Here is a 16,051-nt window from a genome sequence, read left to right on the forward strand (position 1 = left end):
AATATGTTTAAAAGCGTAGCAGAATTAGTTGAGATATGTGAAACAGAAAATAAAAAAATCTTTGAAGTGATGATAGAACAGGAGATGACGGTATCTAAACGTTCTTACGAAGAGATATTCAGCGGAATGGAACGCAATCTTGAAGTGATGGAACAGGCAGTTGAACGCGGGCTGAATGGTGTACAGAGTCCGACAGGTCTGACAGGAATGGATGCTGTCAAAATGCGTGAATATATCAATAAAGGTAACATGTTAAGCGGCGAACTACTCCTCGATGCTGTCGCAAAAGCCGTCGCGACAAACGAAGTAAATGCCGCTATGGGATTAATTTGCGCTACACCGACTGCAGGATCAGCTGGAGTAGTGCCAGGAACATTGTTCGCTGTTAAGAATAAATTGAATGCATCGCGTGAAGATATGGTGAATTTCCTGTTTACAACAGGCGCCTTCGGTTTTGTCGTTGCGAACAACGCTTCTATTTCAGGTGCGGCCGGTGGTTGTCAGGCTGAAGTCGGTTCAGCTGCGGCTATGGCAGCAGCAGCTATTGTTGAAATGGCCGGCGGTTCACCTAAACAATCGGCCCACGCATTTGCCATCTGTATGAAGAACATGCTGGGTCTTGTATGTGATCCTGTCGCGGGTCTGGTAGAAGTGCCATGTGTCAAACGTAACGCAGCAGGTGCTTCTAATGCGATTGTCTCTGCTGACATGGCACTTGCAGGAATTGAAAGTCGCATTCCGACTGATGAAGTGATTGAAGCGATGTACAAAATCGGGCAGACTATGCCAAGTGCACTGCGTGAAACGGGTCGTGGTGGTCTTGCCGGAACTAAGACAGGACAGGAAATGAAAGAAAGAATTTTCGGATCGAATGCACAACCAACATTTAATTGAATCTGAATTTCCACTAACTGAATTAAAGGGTGTCGGACCACAGACAGTCATTAAACTGAATGACCTTGGCATACATTCATTGAACGACATCCTGCTCCATCTCCCATATCGTTATGAAGATGAATCGATTGTCGATATTAACACAGCAGCAGATGGAGAGAAAATAACAGTTGCAGGGGAAGTTTACAGTTCTCCGCAGCTTAGTTATTTCGGGCGTAACCGCTCAAAGATTGCATTCCACATGCTCGTCAATCAAGTGGCAGTCAGAGTTGAGTTTTTTAATCAGCCGTACTTAAAGCACCAGGTAGTCATAGGTGATACAGTATCAGTTACGGGAAAATGGCAGCGGTCGAAGCAGATTATTCAAGGCAGTAAATTTTCTAAAACCGTTAACGATGATTCGGATTTGGCACTAGTACCACAGTATAGTCTCAAAGGACAGCTGAAGCCGAAGCAGTTTCAGAAACTCGTGACACAGGCACTTGAACTCACTGAGATTACACCGATGATACCAGATGAATTGTCAAAAAAATATAAGCTCTGGGATTTAAAGCAGGCCATTGAAGTCCTTCATTTTCCAGAGGAATATACAAGTTTAAAGCAGGCTAAACGAACTTTTGCTTTTTGTGAGTTGTTTTTATTTCAGCTGAAAATGAGAATGCTGAATATGAAAGAACATGCGACAGGCTTATCGGTCGGTATTGATTATGACATCAATGCCGTCAAGGATTTTATCGGGACACTGCCTTTTGAACTGACGGAAGCTCAGAAAAAGAGCGTCAATGAAATATTCAGAGACATTAAACTGCCCATACGGATGAACCGGCTGCTTCAAGGTGACGTTGGTTCTGGTAAAACAGTGGTCGCGGCTATTGCGATGTTTGCCATGAAAACAGCAGGATTTCAGAGCGCATTGATGGTACCGACAGAGATACTTGCAGAACAGCATGCAGAAAGTCTCGCCATGCTTTATCACAATGACGTACGTATAGCACTCCTGACAAGTTCAGTTAAAGGCAAAAAAAGACAGATATTGCTGGCACAGCTTGCCGCGGGAGAAATTGATGTCATCGTCGGAACGCATGCATTGATTCAGGATGAAGTGCTGTTTCAAAGATTAGGTCTTGTTATTACTGACGAGCAGCATCGTTTCGGCGTTAATCAGCGGAAAAGGCTACGTGAAAAAGGTGCAGAAGCCAATGTGCTGTTCATGACTGCGACACCCATTCCGAGAACGCTCGCCATATCAGTGTTCGGTGAAATGGATGTGACGACCATCCGCGAGATGCCGAAAGGACGTAAACCCATTATCACTTCGTGGGCAAAACACGAGGAAATGCAGATCATATATGGCAAAACATTAGAAGAACTGAATAAAGGAAGACAGGCTTATGTCATCTGTCCGCTCATTGAAGCGTCAGAAAAACTGGATGTTCAAAATACAGTGGAAGTGTACGAGCAGTTCTGTCAGCAATTCGGGACAGAAAAGGTCGGTCTCCTTCACGGACGGATGTCATCTGAGGAGAAGGACGCTGTTATGGAACGATTCAGCAAGCATGAGCTGTCTATTCTAGTTTCGACGACAGTCGTCGAAGTCGGGGTCAATGTACCGAATGCTACGATGATGATTATCATTGATGCAGAGCGGTTCGGCTTGTCGACACTGCATCAGCTGCGTGGACGCGTTGGCCGAAGCGACCAGCAAAGTTACTGCATTCTCATCAGTAACCCTTCAACTGAGACGGGTATAGAACGGATGCAGATCATGTGTCAGACGACAGATGGTTTCCAGCTCAGTGAAAAAGATCTTGAGATGAGAGGTCCTGGTGACTTTTTCGGTGTGAAACAAAGCGGCCTTCCAGATTTTAAAGTCGCTGATATCGTAGAGGATTACCGCATGCTTGAAGTGGCACGGGATGAAGCAGCGGCAATCATCCTGAATGGTGAAATAGATAAGCCGGAAAATTCAGGACTGAAGAATCGTGTGCAGTTAGAGTTGAATGACATGGAAATAGATTGACAACAATAGAGTGGCGCATGTATTTTTGAACTGATTGGAGGAACGGGCAGATGAGAGGATTCATAAGATTTCTCGGTATCATTTTAATTGCAGCAGCACTCGTTTTAATTTTCTGGCAGAATATACGCGCTTACTTTACTGACAGCGTCAACAATAAGATGATTGCCGCCTACGAAAAAAAAGATGCGGCACCTCAAGTGAATCAGCTCGAAAAATGGATCACTAAAACTGAGCCGGAAAAGCTCAAGTTAAAGAAAAATATGCTCGGCTATTTAAAAATACCGGCGGCTGATATTAACGAACCACTGCTTAAAGGACCAGCAACTCAGGCTAACTTAAAAAATGGAGTGACCCTTGTTGAACAAGGAGAGAAACTGACTGAACAGAACGTCGCTATTGCAGGCCACCGAGTCGAAGGAGCCGGCATCAGATTTAATTATCTCGACCGTGTGCGAAAAGGCGACAAAATCATTCTGATGACCCGGCAAGGAGAAAAAACGTATAAAATTTATAATATCTTCAACGTCAATCCTTCTGAAGTGAATGTACTGGATGAGCACAAAGGAAAGCCACAGGAGCTGACGCTCATCACTTGTGAATCTTATAATCCGGCCACCTTGTTATTTGAAAAACGTATGATTGTTAAAGCTAGAATTGTTAAAGAAGCCTAAAAGTCATTGAGGTGAACAGTCACTTCGATGGCTATTTTTATTGATGAGAAGTGTTACACTACTATCTGTTAATGATTGCACAAATATTTAAAGTCATTTATACTGAACACAAGTATTAGTACCAACTACTAAGACAGGACTTGAAATGATGAAAAAATTAACGAAAATAGAACGACAGCAGCAACTTCAGTCAATTCTAGAGGACAACCCGTTTCTCACAGATGAAGCACTGAGTCAGACGTTTAATGTCAGTATTCAGACGATTAGACTGGATAGACTTGAAAAAAATATTCCGGAGCTGCGTGAACGAATTAAAGATGTGGCTTATCAGAACAGAGATGAAGTCAAAGCGCTGCCGATTGATGAAGTCATCGGTGAAATCATTGAGCTTCAGCTTGATAAAGTGGCGATTTCTATACTGGATATTCAAGATGAGCATGTCTTTCACCGCAATAAGATTGCGCGTGGACACTTTCTGTTTGCACAGGCTAACTCGCTGTGTGTAGCAGTGATGGATGATGAACTGGCATTGACCGCCAGGAGCGAAGTGAAATTCGTCAGACCAGTGACACTCGGAGACCGGGTGATTACAAAAGCGACACTTGTGGAAAAGAAAAATAATAGAGCGGTCATAGAAGTAGTGAGCACTGTGAAACAACGGTTAGTATTTAAAGGTAAATTTGAAATGTATTATGTGAGCGAAGGTGAAAATAATGGTTAAAATTGCTGTTGACATGATGGGTGGCGACAATGCTCCTGATGTCGTACTGGAAGGTATTCAGATGCTTCTGGAAGAGTATGAGGATGTAGAGATTCTGTTGTTTGGGGATAAGAATAAGTATCATCTGAATCATGACCGTATCCAGTTTCAGCACTGTTCAGAAGTAATTGTCATGGACGATGAACCTGTTCGAGCAATTCGTCGTAAAAAGGATTCATCTATGGTTAGAATGGCTGAGGCAGTTAAATATGGTGAAGCAGACGCCTGTGTTTCTGCCGGAAATACAGGCGCTCTTATGTCGTCCGGACTTTTCATCGTCGGGCGTCTACCCGGTGTGGAAAGACCGGCACTTGCGCTGACATTACCAACAGTCGATGATAAAGGGTTTATCCTTTTGGACATGGGTGCGAATGCTGATGCGAAGCCTGAGCATCTTGAACAATATGCGGTGATGGGTAATGTCTATGCTCAGGCTATACGTAAGATAGACCGGCCGACGATTGGCCTGCTCAATATCGGGACAGAAGATAAGAAAGGTAACATTCTGACCCGGGAAGCTTTCACTTTGCTGAAGGCGAAAGACCAACTGAACTTCATCGGCAATGTAGAAGCTAAGGATTTGCTGTTCAGTGCTGCTGATGTCGTTGTAACAGACGGCTTTACGGGTAACATGGTCCTTAAATCACTGGAAGGTACTGCTAATAGCATCTTTAAAATGCTGAAAGTTCAGCTGACTAAAAATGTGAAAAACAAACTGGCGGCAGGTGTCCTAAAAAAAGATATGAATCTTGTCAAAGACAAGATGGATTATTCTGAGTACGGTGGCGCAGTGCTCTTCGGTTTGAACGGAATCGTCATAAAAGCCCATGGTTCCTCTAATGGCAGAGCCATTTTCAGTGCGCTTCGTCAGGCAAAGGAAACCGTTGAGATGAATGTGTTAGAGACTATGAAACGAGAGGTTGTCCAAAATGACTAAACGTGCATTGCTGTTCCCGGGCCAAGGTGCCCAGAAGCTTGGTATGGCTCAGGATATTTATAACGAACTAAAGACAGGACATGATTTTCTAGAACAGCTGAATTCAAAGCTGGAGTTTGATGTGACTGATCTCATGTTCAATAACGAGGAAAAACTTGGCCTGACTCAGTATACTCAGCCTGCTATCGTCAGTCACAGCACTGCTGTACTGAACGAGTTGTCCATTGAGTTCGATTATACAGTCGGTCACAGTTTAGGCGAATATGCAGCACTGGTTGCAAGTGGTGTGATGTCAGCTGAAGATGCAGTGCAGATCGTCGCAAAACGCGGGGCTTTAATGGCGACGGCCTTCCCGAAAGGAACCGGCTCGATGGCTGCCGTTCTAGGCTTGAACGAACCAGAAGTCAAAGCGATTTGTGACAAATTGTCGACTGCTGACTTAAAAATAGAACCTGCTAACTTAAACTGTCCTGGACAAATAGTCGTTTCAGGTCATCAGTCAAAGATTGATGAACTGGTCCGTGATGGAAAATCGCTCGGCGCAAAACGTGTCCTTCCACTCAATGTATCAGGTCCGTTTCATTCATCGATGATGGAAGTCATTAGTGATGAGTTTTCAGCATTTCTTGATCAGTTTGAATTCAATGATGCTGTAGTTCCGGTCGTCCAGAATACAACGGCTCGACCTGCAACAGATAAGGAACAGATTAAACAGGAGCTGATTAAGCAGCTGTATTCACCTGTCCGCTTTGAAGAGTCAATCATGTTTCTGATTGAACAAGGTGTAACAGAATTCGTTGAAATCGGACCGAATAAAGTATTGAGCGGTCTCGTCAAAAAAATTAATCGTGATGTGACGATAACAGCGATCGGTACAGTAGAAGAAATTAAAGGGTGGAATGAATAATGACAACAGCATTAGTAACTGGCGCTTCAAGAGGAATCGGTAAAGCGATTGCACTGCAGCTCGCAAAAGATGGCTTTAATGTTGTCGTCAATTATGCCGGCAGCAAGGATAAAGCTGATGAAGTCGTAAAAGAAATTCAGGCACTCGGCCAGGAAGCAGTCGCGATTCAGGCGAATGTAGCTGTCAAAGAAGAAGTGTCTGCGATGGTCAAGGAAACGATTGAGAAATTTGGCACGATTGATTGTGTCGTCAATAATGCAGGGATTACCCGCGATAATTTGATGATGCGGATGAAGGCTGATGAATGGAGTGACGTCATTGACACTAACCTGACTGGTGTGTTCAATGTCGTTCAAGGCGTTACGCGGCAGTTATTGAAGCAGCGCAGCGGGACGATCATCAATATCAGCAGCGTCGTCGGTACGATCGGCAATGCAGGGCAGGCAAACTACGTCGCTGCTAAAGCAGGCGTTGAAGGGCTGACAAAGACATTTGCCCGTGAACTTGCCTCTCGTCATATTACAGTCAATGCGATAGCACCCGGTTTCATCATCTCTGACATGACAGACCAGTTAAATGATGAAATACAATCTGCTATGAAGACGCAGATCCCTCTCGGAACATTCGGCGAAGTAGAGGATATTGCATATGCTGCTAGCTTTTTAGCGTCTGATAAGGCAAAATATATAACAGGACAAGTCCTGCACGTCAATGGCGGCATGGTAATGCAATAATTGACCGCCAGTCATTTGAAGGAGGTGAGATTATGGCAAACTTCGATAAAGTTAAAGAAATCATCGTCGACCGTTTAGGGGTTGATGCTGAAAAAGTAACTCCTGAAGCTTCTTTCAAAGATGATTTAGGTGCTGATTCATTGGACATCGCGGAACTCGTAATGGAATTAGAAGATGAATTCGGTATGGAAATTCCTGATGAGGAAGCAGAAAAAATCAACACTGTTGGTGATGCTGTATCATACATTGAATCATTGAACAAATAATTCGAACTACTAAGTGGTCTGTCATGGACCACTTTTTCTTTTTTTTCATGCTGTAATAACGTAAAATAAAGAGATGGCTAAAGGAGGCAGCATATGAACAGAAAACAAGAAATACTTAAAGATTTCCACAACCGCCTGTCAGTCAAGGTGGCAGAACTTGATATTGAACCTAAAAATTTACGACTATATGAACAAGCTTTTTCACATTCAAGTTTCATCAATGACTTCAAAATGGAGAAACTGAAGGATAATGAACGTCTGGAATTTCTAGGAGATGCGGTGTTAGAATTGGTGGTTTCTCAATATTTGTTCCGGGAACATAGCGATATGTCAGAGGGAAAGTTGACGAAATTAAGAGCAGCTATTGTCTGTGAGCCATCACTTGTAACATTTGCGAACAAACTGGATTTTGCCCAGTTGATTCTACTTGGAAAAGGTGAGGAGAAGACAGGCGGGAGAACACGTCCCGCGCTTATAGCAGACGTCTTCGAAGCTTTTATCGGTGCTTTGTTTCTTGACCAGGGATTTGACGCGGCAGTGAAGTTTGCAGATCGTGCCATCATTCCTCATATTAACGAAGAACTGATGACGGGAATTCTAGACCATAAAACGTTTCTGCAGGAATTTCTTCATCAGCAGGGACTCGGACAGATTGTCTATCGTCTTGTAGAAGAAAGCGGTCCCGCACATCATAAGTCATTTACATCAGAAGTTGTGCTGGATACGAAGGTCATAGGCAGTGGTACAGGACGTACGAAGAAAGAGTCAGAGCAGCAGGCCGCGCGTATTGCGCTCGAAACGATTCAGTTAGGAGTATAGCATGGTTTATTTGAAAGGGGTCACAGCGTATGGTTTCAAATCATTCGCTGATAAGACAAATGTGACATTTGTTCGCGGTCTGACAGCAATAGTCGGACCGAATGGTTCAGGTAAAAGTAATATTACAGATGCCATCCGATGGGTACTCGGTGAACAATCGGCAAAAAATCTACGGGGTGCTCGTATGGAAGATGTTATCTTTTCAGGAGCTCTGAACCGTCAACCGCTTAATTATGCTGAAGTAACATTGAAGCTTGATAACGAGTTGAAATTGATTGACAGCGATCCGGAAATTGAAGTGACGCGTCGTCTGTACCGTTCAGGTGAAAGTGAATATTTTCTGAACAAGAATAAAGTCCGCCTGAAAGATATTACCGACTTATTCCTCGATACGGGTCTCGGTAAGGAAGCTTTCAGTATTATCTCGCAAGGTAAAGTCGATGAAATATTGAATGCAAAAGCAGAAGACCGCCGTCATTTAATTGAGGAAGCAGCGGGAGTACTTAAATATAAAAAACGTAAAAAAGAAACAGAAGCGAAACTCGCTGAAACGATGGGTAATTTAGCGCGCGTCAATGATATTATCTTTGATCTGGAAGGACGGGTCGAACCGCTTAAGATGGAAGCGGCTATCGCACTTGAGTACCAGGAACTGACTCAGGAGATGAAAGATGCTGATATACAGGTGACCGTCTTTGATATCAAGCAGCTGAAGACGGACTACAGCAAACTGGAGCAGGACATTAAAGAATACGAAGAAATGATTCTGCTCAAGCAGGATAAAGCAGCAAGACTTGAACAAAGAATCGCGCAGACTACTGAGGAGAAATCAGTTTCTGCAGCGACGCTTGATGAGTTGAATGACAAGCTGCTTGAACTGACCGAACAGATTGAACGAAATCAAGGGCAATATCATCTGCTGACCGAGAAGAAGGACAATCATGCCGCGTCGACAGACCGGCTGCAGCGCGAACTGACTAAGCTGTCACAGGAAATAACAGAGAGGAAGGAGAGTCAGCAGGAAAGCGCAGAACTTATCAATGAAGCTAAACGTGAAGTTAAACAACTCCGTAAAGAGGAACGGACGCTTGAGCAGAAGCTGACAGAACTGAACAGCGATATCGAACAGCTGATTGAAGAAGCGCGTGATAGTTATTATGAGACGCTCAGTGAACAGACATCAAGTAAAAATGAACTTAAACTGATTGACCGTCAAATAGAGCAGCTGACTGCATATATCGAAAGTCATCAAGCTGTAGATAACGACAGCGAAAATTATCACGAGGCAAGGCAGCTTTATTCACAGTCAGAGCAGCAGCTGATAGAGCTTGAGCAGCAATTAACAGCTGCCCGGGATGACTATAAAAAAGAATCGACTAACGTAAGCCTGATCCATCAGTCTTATAAAGAAGAAGAAGAAAATCTCTTTAAGGCTTACCGGTACATTGAACAGTTAAAATCAAAACATCAGAGTATCGTTGCGATGCAGGCTGAGTATCAAGGTTATTTTCAAGGCGTTCGTACCGTACTGAAAGACACCGCGCTGTCAGGAATTCACGGTGCTGTAGCAGAACTTATCGATATCGATAGTAAATATCAGACAGCACTGGATATTGCGCTCGGCAGTCAGCTTCAGAGTATTATCACTGAAGACGAAGACAGTGCACGTATGGCAATCGCCTCTCTTAAAAAGAAAAAAGCAGGAAGAGCTACATTTCTGCCTCTTTCAACTATCAGGAAACGAGAGCTTCCAGAGTCGGTCAGACAGCAGTTAGCTGCTCACGACGGCTTTGTCGGCATACTGTCAGAACTCATTACAACAGACAAGCGTTATCAGGCAGTCATTCAGAACTTATCCGGACTGACGATTATTGCTGAATCATTAACCGTTGCTAATCAGCTTGCACGAGTAGCAAATTATAAGTACCGCATTGTGACGCTCGATGGTAATATCGTAAATCCTGGCGGTTCGATGACTGGCGGTAGTGTAAGCCAGCCGTCCATATTGCTTAAGCAAAAAGAAGAAGAACAGCAGCTAGCTGAAAAAATCAACCAATATGAATCATCGACAAAATCGCTTGAGAAAAATGTATCAGCTCTGAAAGAAAAACTGACAGAAAGTGAACAGCGAGTGCAGACATTAAGAAGACAGGGAGAAGCACTTGCCGAGGAGCGTCAGGAGAAGATGCTGGATCTCACTCATCTTGAACAGAGACTGGCACAGTTGAAACGTGCCAATGAGGCTTTCAATGAACTCTCAGACCGTCGCATGGAACAAGCTCAGCTAAAATTACAGGCAACTGCTCTGAAGCAATCTATGACATCATCAGAAAAAGAACTCTCAATGATCCAGCAGAAGCTGGAAGAATATACAGCTTTTCGTACTGACAGCAGAACACATGAGAAAGAAGTCAGTGCTTCATTAAATGATGTTCGAAGTCGCCGAATCATTCAGGAAGAGCGTCTAAAGTATCAGGAAGAGCAGTCCGAACAAATGAGTCACCATATCAAAAAGTTCGATCAGCAGATGACCGAACTGTCAGAACAGAATGAAATGACTTCAGTTGAAGAAATAACAGCAAAAATCAGCGAGCTTTCAGCTGAACTGTCAGACATGCAGAGTATGCGGACGACTGTAGAGCAGCAGCTTGCTCTGTTGAAAACAACCATGCAGGAACAGGAAGAACTCCTGAATTATGCACGTCATGATTATAACGAAGCAATGAGACAAATCAGCGGTCTTGAAAATGGTATTGGACAGATGAAATCACAATATTCAAGAATCGATGTTCAGCTTGAAAACTTGATCTATCATCTATTGGAAGATTATCATATGACATTTGAAGCAGCAGCCATTGATTATGCTGATTTCACTGACATAGAATCTCTCAGAAAACGTGTTAAGCTGACTAAAGCATCGATTGAAGAGCTTGGTCCGGTCAATATCGGAGCGATTAAACAATACGAAGAAGTGGAAAAGCGCTATGACTTTTTAACTGAGCAGGAAAGTGATCTGCTGGCAGCAAAAGCGACCCTTGAAACCATTATCCGTGACATGGACAAAGAAGTAACTGCACGTTTCACTGACACATTTAAACAAGTGCAGGAAAACTTCCATCAAGTGTTCAGTGAACTGTTTGGCGGCGGTACAGGGGAACTGACATTAAACAGTGATGATTTGTTAACTGCCGGAGTAGAAATGATGGTCGAACCACCAGGCAAGAAACGACAGCATCTGACCTTGCTATCTGGTGGCGAACGTGCGCTGACGGCAGTCGCACTGTTGTTCTCGATATTGAAAGTGAGAAGTGCACCGTTTGTCATTCTGGATGAAGTAGAAGCGGCGCTTGACGAAGCGAATGTCGTCCGATTTGGGAATTATCTGCAGACATTGAGCGGTGATACACAATTTATTGTCATTACTCATAGAAAAGGTACAATGGAAGCAGCGGACAGACTTTACGGAGTAACGATGCAGAATTCCGGAATCACCCAGCTAGTCAGTGTCAATTTAAATGAATTAAATCAAGAAAAAGTAAAGGAGCTTACACGATGAGTTTTTTTAAACGATTAAAAGATAGATTTGTACCTCCAGAAGAGAACGATGATTTACTGCCGTTGGAACCACTGGATGATAATATCAATGATAAATCTGCTGAAACAGAGCGAACTGTTATCTCTCAGCCAGTACCTCAGGAACAACTGAAGAAAAAAACCGATGACTGGGATTTCAGTTTTGATGACGATGATCTGATGTCAATCGAAGAATTTGAGGAACTGGAAGCACAGCAGATCGGTGCGAAGTTCCGTCAAGGTCTCGAGAAATCGCGGGAAAACTTCCAGAACAAACTGAATGACCTGCTCGCACATTACCGCACAGTCGACGAGGATTTCTTTGAAGCACTTGAAGAAATGCTGATCCAGGCTGATGTCGGCTTCAATACAGTCATGGAGCTTGTCGAGTCACTCAGATTCGAAGCAAAACGACAAAATATTACAGAAACTAAAGATTTGCGTGAAGTGATCGTCGAGAAGATCGTAGAAATCTATGAGCAGGAAGACGATGAACTGCAGACGATGAATATCCAGGAAGAGGGTCTGACGGTCATTTTAATGGTCGGTGTCAATGGTGTCGGTAAGACAACAACGATCGGCAAACTGGCACACCGCTACAGACAGCAAGGAAAGACCGTGATGCTGGCTGCAGGCGATACATTCCGAGCAGGTGCCATTGAACAGCTGCAAGTCTGGGGAGACCGCGTCGGCGTTGAAGTGGTTAAACAAAACGAAGGATCTGATCCTGCTGCTGTCATGTTTGATGCAGTCAATGCGGCTAAAGCTAAAAAAGTAGATATATTGATCTGTGATACAGCAGGACGTCTACAAAATAAGGCGAACTTGATGAACGAGCTGCAGAAAGTGAAGAAAGTCATTTCAAAATCTGTTCCAGGTGCACCGCACGAAGTACTGCTGGCACTTGATGCGACGACTGGACAGAATGCACTGGTTCAGGCGAAAGCCTTCAAAGAAGTAACAGATGTTACAGGTATCGTACTGACCAAACTGGACGGTACAGCTAAAGGTGGAATTGTGCTTGCCATCCGTAACGAACTGCATATTCCAGTGAAATTTGTCGGCCTCGGTGAAAAACTGGATGACCTTCAGCCGTTCGATGCTGAAAGTTATGTCTATGGCTTATTCGCGGATATGATTGAAGCGAGTGGCGTCGAAAGTGAAGAAGAAACGACAGAAACGACTGATCCAGATGCAGGATGATCTTACTAAGACGATGCGGATGAATTATCTGTTCGATTTCTATCAGGGGCTGCTGACTGATAAACAGCGCAGCTATCTGGAGCGCTATTATCTGGAAGATGAGTCGCTGTCAGAAATCGCAGAGACGTTTCAAGTGTCCCGGCAGGCGGTTTATGATAATATTAGACGGACTGATGAACTGCTCGAGGACTATGAGCTGAAGCTTGGACTGCTGAAGAAGTTCGAGGCCAGACAAGCTCTGCTTGATCAGATGAAACAAAACCTAAATGAGCAGCATTCACAAGAGCTGCTGAAGCTTATAGAACAATTAGAATCGATTGAATAGAGGTGTGTTAAATGGCATTTGAAGGGTTATCAGATAGACTGCAGGCAACGATGCAGAAAATCAAAGGTAAAGGGAAAGTAACAGAAGCAGATATTAAAACGATGATGCGTGAAGTAAGACTGGCACTGCTTGAAGCCGATGTTAACTTCAAAGTAGTAAAACAGTTCGTCGCTACCGTATCAGAACGTGCACTCGGCAGTGATGTCATGACATCGCTCACACCGGGCCAGCAAGTCATCAAAATTGTACAGGACGAACTAACGCAGTTGATGGGCGGCGAAAATACGCAGATCAACATGAGCCGAAAGCCACCGACTGTCGTCATGATGGTCGGGCTGCAAGGGGCAGGTAAAACAACGACAGCGGGTAAACTTGCGCTTCTTATGCGTAAGAAATTCAACAAGAAACCGCTGCTTGTCGCGTGTGATATTTATCGTCCCGCTGCAATCCAGCAGCTGCAGACAGTCGGTAAGCAGATTGATATTCCGGTATTTACATTAGGAGACCAGGTCTCTCCTGCAGAAATCACGACACAGGCATTGCAGCACGCACGGGAAGAACATTACGACTTCGTCATTATCGATACAGCAGGACGACTGCATATCGACGAAGCATTGATGAACGAACTAGTTGAAGTAAAAGACATCTCGAAACCAGATGAAATCATGCTCGTCGTTGATGCGATGACTGGGCAGGATGCAGTAAACGTCGCTGAGAGCTTTGACAACCAACTTGACGTGACGGGTGTAACATTGACTAAACTTGACGGGGATACACGTGGTGGAGCAGCACTGTCCATCCGTAGCGTCACAGAGAAACCGATCAAGTTCGTCGGTATGAGCGAGAAGATGGACGGCTTAGAACCATTCCATCCAGAACGTATGGCGTCCCGTATACTCGGTATGGGAGATGTATTGAGCTTCATCGAAAAAGCACAGGCATCAGTCGATGAATCAAAAGCGAAAGAACTGGAACAGAAGATGAAAACATCATCGTTCACGTTCGATGATTTCCTTGAACAGTTGGATCAGGTTAAAGCATTAGGACCACTGGATGACCTTCTAAAGATGATACCAGGCGCGAACAAGATGAAAAACGTCAATCAGCTGAACATGAATCCGAAGCAGATTGACCACGTTCAGGCGATTATTCGTTCAATGACGAAAGCAGAACGGGAGAATCCGGCCATCATCAATGTATCAAGAAAACGTCGTATATCAGCAGGATCAGGCAGAAGCATGAGTGAAGTCAACCGACTGATTAAACAGTTTGATGAAATGAAGAAGATGATGAAACAGTTCTCAGGAATGAAAAAAGGTAAAAAAGGCCGCAACCCATTCCAAGGAATGAATTTACCCTTTTAAATGAACCGCTGATACGATGTATCGGCGGTTTTTTCTTGATAGCATATACATAAAAAGGGAAGTTATATATAATTAGGATGACATAAAAGAAAAGAGGATATCATCATGAATCGTACTAAAATGGGACCCATTGAAGCATACAAACAGTACTGGAAAAATGCCTTTAAACTGAAGGGAAGATCAAGAAGAGCAGAGTACTGGTGGCCGATGTTAATTAATTTCATTATCACCGTAGGAATTGCTTGGTTGATGGGAGTGCTTGGAATTGAATATAAAATCATCATGACAATATCTACCATACTATCATTGATCATATTTATTCCAGACCTAACAGTAACATATCGACGTTTCCAGGATAATGGACTAAGCGGCAGATGGGCATATCCGCTATTTGCTCTATCACTGTTTAATACACTATTGCAAGACCCGCAAAAATATGCTCTTCATTCATCTAATGACACGATAAGCACGATAATAACAGTAGTAGGAGTACTATTAGTAATTATCATAGTTATGTATGTTCTCTTTTCCTTATATACAATGATTAAAGAAGGCGAACATGGACCGAATGAATATGGGGAAGATCCAAAGGAAATTTGAACTTTTAGTTGTTTTTTTCTTGCACCTCATATAAATACAACAGCAACCATAGAAGTCTGCATCGGTGGTTTTTACTATATTTACCTTTACTATACTAATACGAGCTTTTCGTTTATAATGAGTTATTAATATGAAATGAGTGATAACTATGGCAAATCTATTCAATCAGTATACTGATCTGAAAAAGAATCAGACTCCGTGGCCGACGAAAAGTAATTCGTCTAATAATAATGCCGAAAGTAAGTTTGATATAGCAAAAAAGAATACTAAGAAAGCTGCTGGTACAAACCGTAGGGCAGAAGGTCAAGCAGACGATAGCAGCAATCGTTAATTAAAAGTAATACTAAAGTCACGGAGTATCGTATTCAGTGACTTTTTTATTATGGGGTAATTAAGTGTTAGATAGTTTACAATAAAGTAATATATAACTATATCTATAGTAAAAGGGGTTCCCTCTATAATTAATCGACTATAGAGGGAAATGATGAAGAAATTATTAATCTAAACAATTACATTATTGAAAAGAACACTCCATGAAGAGTACTTAGTCTATTAAAAAAAGGGCTATAGGGAGGCAGGGAAACCTTTGATACAATCAGTGAACCATTTGACTTTTTCTGTATCTAATCTAAAGAATTCGAAGTATTTTTATGAACATATTCTTGAAGGTGAACTTGTATATGAAAGTGATCGGACAGTTTACTTAATTCTAGGGGGTGTGTGGATAGCATTAAATGAAGAACGAACAATTCCTAGACATGAAATTAAATATTCTTATACTCACATTGCATTTACTATAAACGAGAGTGATTATCAGTATTGGTATGATAAATTAATTAAATACAGAGTTACACTAGTGTTGCATAAATAAATACAGAATTTTCTGAACTTTTATTTTCTACGAAAATTTAAAAATTGAAAACACCTAAACAGAGGTAGCGATCATCCATTTTTTTACTGATGTAATTACGTAATAAC

Annotated in this window: 16 protein-coding genes; all 16 read left to right on the forward strand. The window is 42.8% G+C overall.

What is annotated here, in order from left to right:
• Positions 1–3: 3 nt before the first annotated feature.
• The 16 genes from sdaAA to ERX29_RS09595 all read left to right on the forward strand — a co-directional run bounded on the left by sdaAA (position 4) and on the right by ERX29_RS09595 (position 15,944).
• Positions 4–894 carry an L-serine ammonia-lyase, iron-sulfur-dependent, subunit alpha gene (sdaAA, locus tag ERX29_RS09520; protein WP_133444447.1) on the forward strand — a complete coding sequence of 297 codons (891 nt, stop codon included), beginning with the start codon at positions 4–6 and terminating at the stop codon, positions 892–894.
• On the forward strand, positions 872–2,914 hold the full coding sequence (recG, locus tag ERX29_RS09525; protein WP_133444448.1) for an ATP-dependent DNA helicase RecG: 2,043 nt from the start codon (positions 872–874) through the stop codon (positions 2,912–2,914). Before sdaAA ends, recG begins: the two co-directional genes overlap by 23 nt.
• A gap of 50 nt (positions 2,915–2,964) precedes the next feature.
• Entirely contained in the window at positions 2,965–3,585 is a 621-nt protein-coding gene (locus ERX29_RS09530; RefSeq protein WP_133444449.1) for a class A sortase, read from the forward strand.
• Positions 3,586–3,733: 148 nt separating this feature from the next.
• Positions 3,734–4,306, forward strand: coding sequence for a transcription factor FapR (gene fapR / locus ERX29_RS09535; protein WP_133444450.1), 573 nt, complete (start codon positions 3,734–3,736; stop codon positions 4,304–4,306).
• The gene (plsX, locus tag ERX29_RS09540; RefSeq protein WP_133444451.1) at positions 4,299–5,282 is read left to right on the forward strand and encodes a phosphate acyltransferase PlsX; all 984 of its coding nucleotides are present in this window, start codon (positions 4,299–4,301) and stop codon (positions 5,280–5,282) included. Before fapR ends, plsX begins: the two co-directional genes overlap by 8 nt.
• On the forward strand, positions 5,275–6,189 hold the full coding sequence (fabD, locus tag ERX29_RS09545; protein ID WP_133444452.1) for an ACP S-malonyltransferase: 915 nt from the start codon (positions 5,275–5,277) through the stop codon (positions 6,187–6,189). Before plsX ends, fabD begins: the two co-directional genes overlap by 8 nt.
• Positions 6,189–6,923 (forward strand): 3-oxoacyl-[acyl-carrier-protein] reductase, encoded by a 735-nt coding sequence (gene fabG, locus ERX29_RS09550; RefSeq protein ID WP_243720027.1) that lies wholly within the window; start codon positions 6,189–6,191, stop codon positions 6,921–6,923. Before fabD ends, fabG begins: the two co-directional genes overlap by 1 nt.
• Positions 6,924–6,955: 32 nt before the next feature.
• Positions 6,956–7,189 carry an acyl carrier protein gene (locus ERX29_RS09555; RefSeq protein ID WP_133444454.1) on the forward strand — a complete coding sequence of 78 codons (234 nt, stop codon included), beginning with the start codon at positions 6,956–6,958 and terminating at the stop codon, positions 7,187–7,189.
• Positions 7,190–7,282: 93 nt separating this feature from the next.
• Positions 7,283–8,008 carry a ribonuclease III gene (gene rnc / locus ERX29_RS09560; RefSeq protein WP_133444455.1) on the forward strand — a complete coding sequence of 242 codons (726 nt, stop codon included), beginning with the start codon at positions 7,283–7,285 and terminating at the stop codon, positions 8,006–8,008.
• A gap of 1 nt (position 8,009) precedes the next feature.
• Positions 8,010–11,564, forward strand: a complete 3,555-nt coding sequence (gene smc, locus ERX29_RS09565) for a chromosome segregation protein SMC (RefSeq protein ID WP_133444456.1) — start codon at positions 8,010–8,012, stop codon at positions 11,562–11,564.
• The gene (gene ftsY, locus ERX29_RS09570; protein WP_133444457.1) at positions 11,561–12,784 is read left to right on the forward strand and encodes a signal recognition particle-docking protein FtsY; all 1,224 of its coding nucleotides are present in this window, start codon (positions 11,561–11,563) and stop codon (positions 12,782–12,784) included. The genes smc and ftsY overlap by 4 nt, the downstream gene beginning before the upstream one ends.
• Entirely contained in the window at positions 12,774–13,109 is a 336-nt protein-coding gene (locus ERX29_RS09575) for a putative DNA-binding protein (RefSeq protein ID WP_133444462.1), read from the forward strand. The genes ftsY and ERX29_RS09575 overlap by 11 nt, the downstream gene beginning before the upstream one ends.
• 11 nt (positions 13,110–13,120) lie before the next feature.
• Positions 13,121–14,473 (forward strand): signal recognition particle protein, encoded by a 1,353-nt coding sequence (gene ffh / locus ERX29_RS09580; protein ID WP_133444458.1) that lies wholly within the window; start codon positions 13,121–13,123, stop codon positions 14,471–14,473.
• A gap of 105 nt (positions 14,474–14,578) precedes the next feature.
• Entirely contained in the window at positions 14,579–15,073 is a 495-nt protein-coding gene (locus ERX29_RS09585; RefSeq protein WP_133444459.1) for a DUF805 domain-containing protein, read from the forward strand.
• Between the two features lie 148 nt (positions 15,074–15,221).
• Positions 15,222–15,404, forward strand: a complete 183-nt coding sequence (locus tag ERX29_RS09590; protein ID WP_133444460.1) for a hypothetical protein — start codon at positions 15,222–15,224, stop codon at positions 15,402–15,404.
• Between the two features lie 267 nt (positions 15,405–15,671).
• Positions 15,672–15,944 carry a VOC family protein gene (locus ERX29_RS09595; RefSeq protein WP_243720028.1) on the forward strand — a complete coding sequence of 91 codons (273 nt, stop codon included), beginning with the start codon at positions 15,672–15,674 and terminating at the stop codon, positions 15,942–15,944.
• The last annotated feature ends 107 nt before the right edge of the window (positions 15,945–16,051 follow it).

The organism is Macrococcus lamae (assembly GCF_004359545.1).
Lineage (GTDB): Bacteria > Bacillota > Bacilli > Staphylococcales > Staphylococcaceae > Macrococcus > Macrococcus lamae.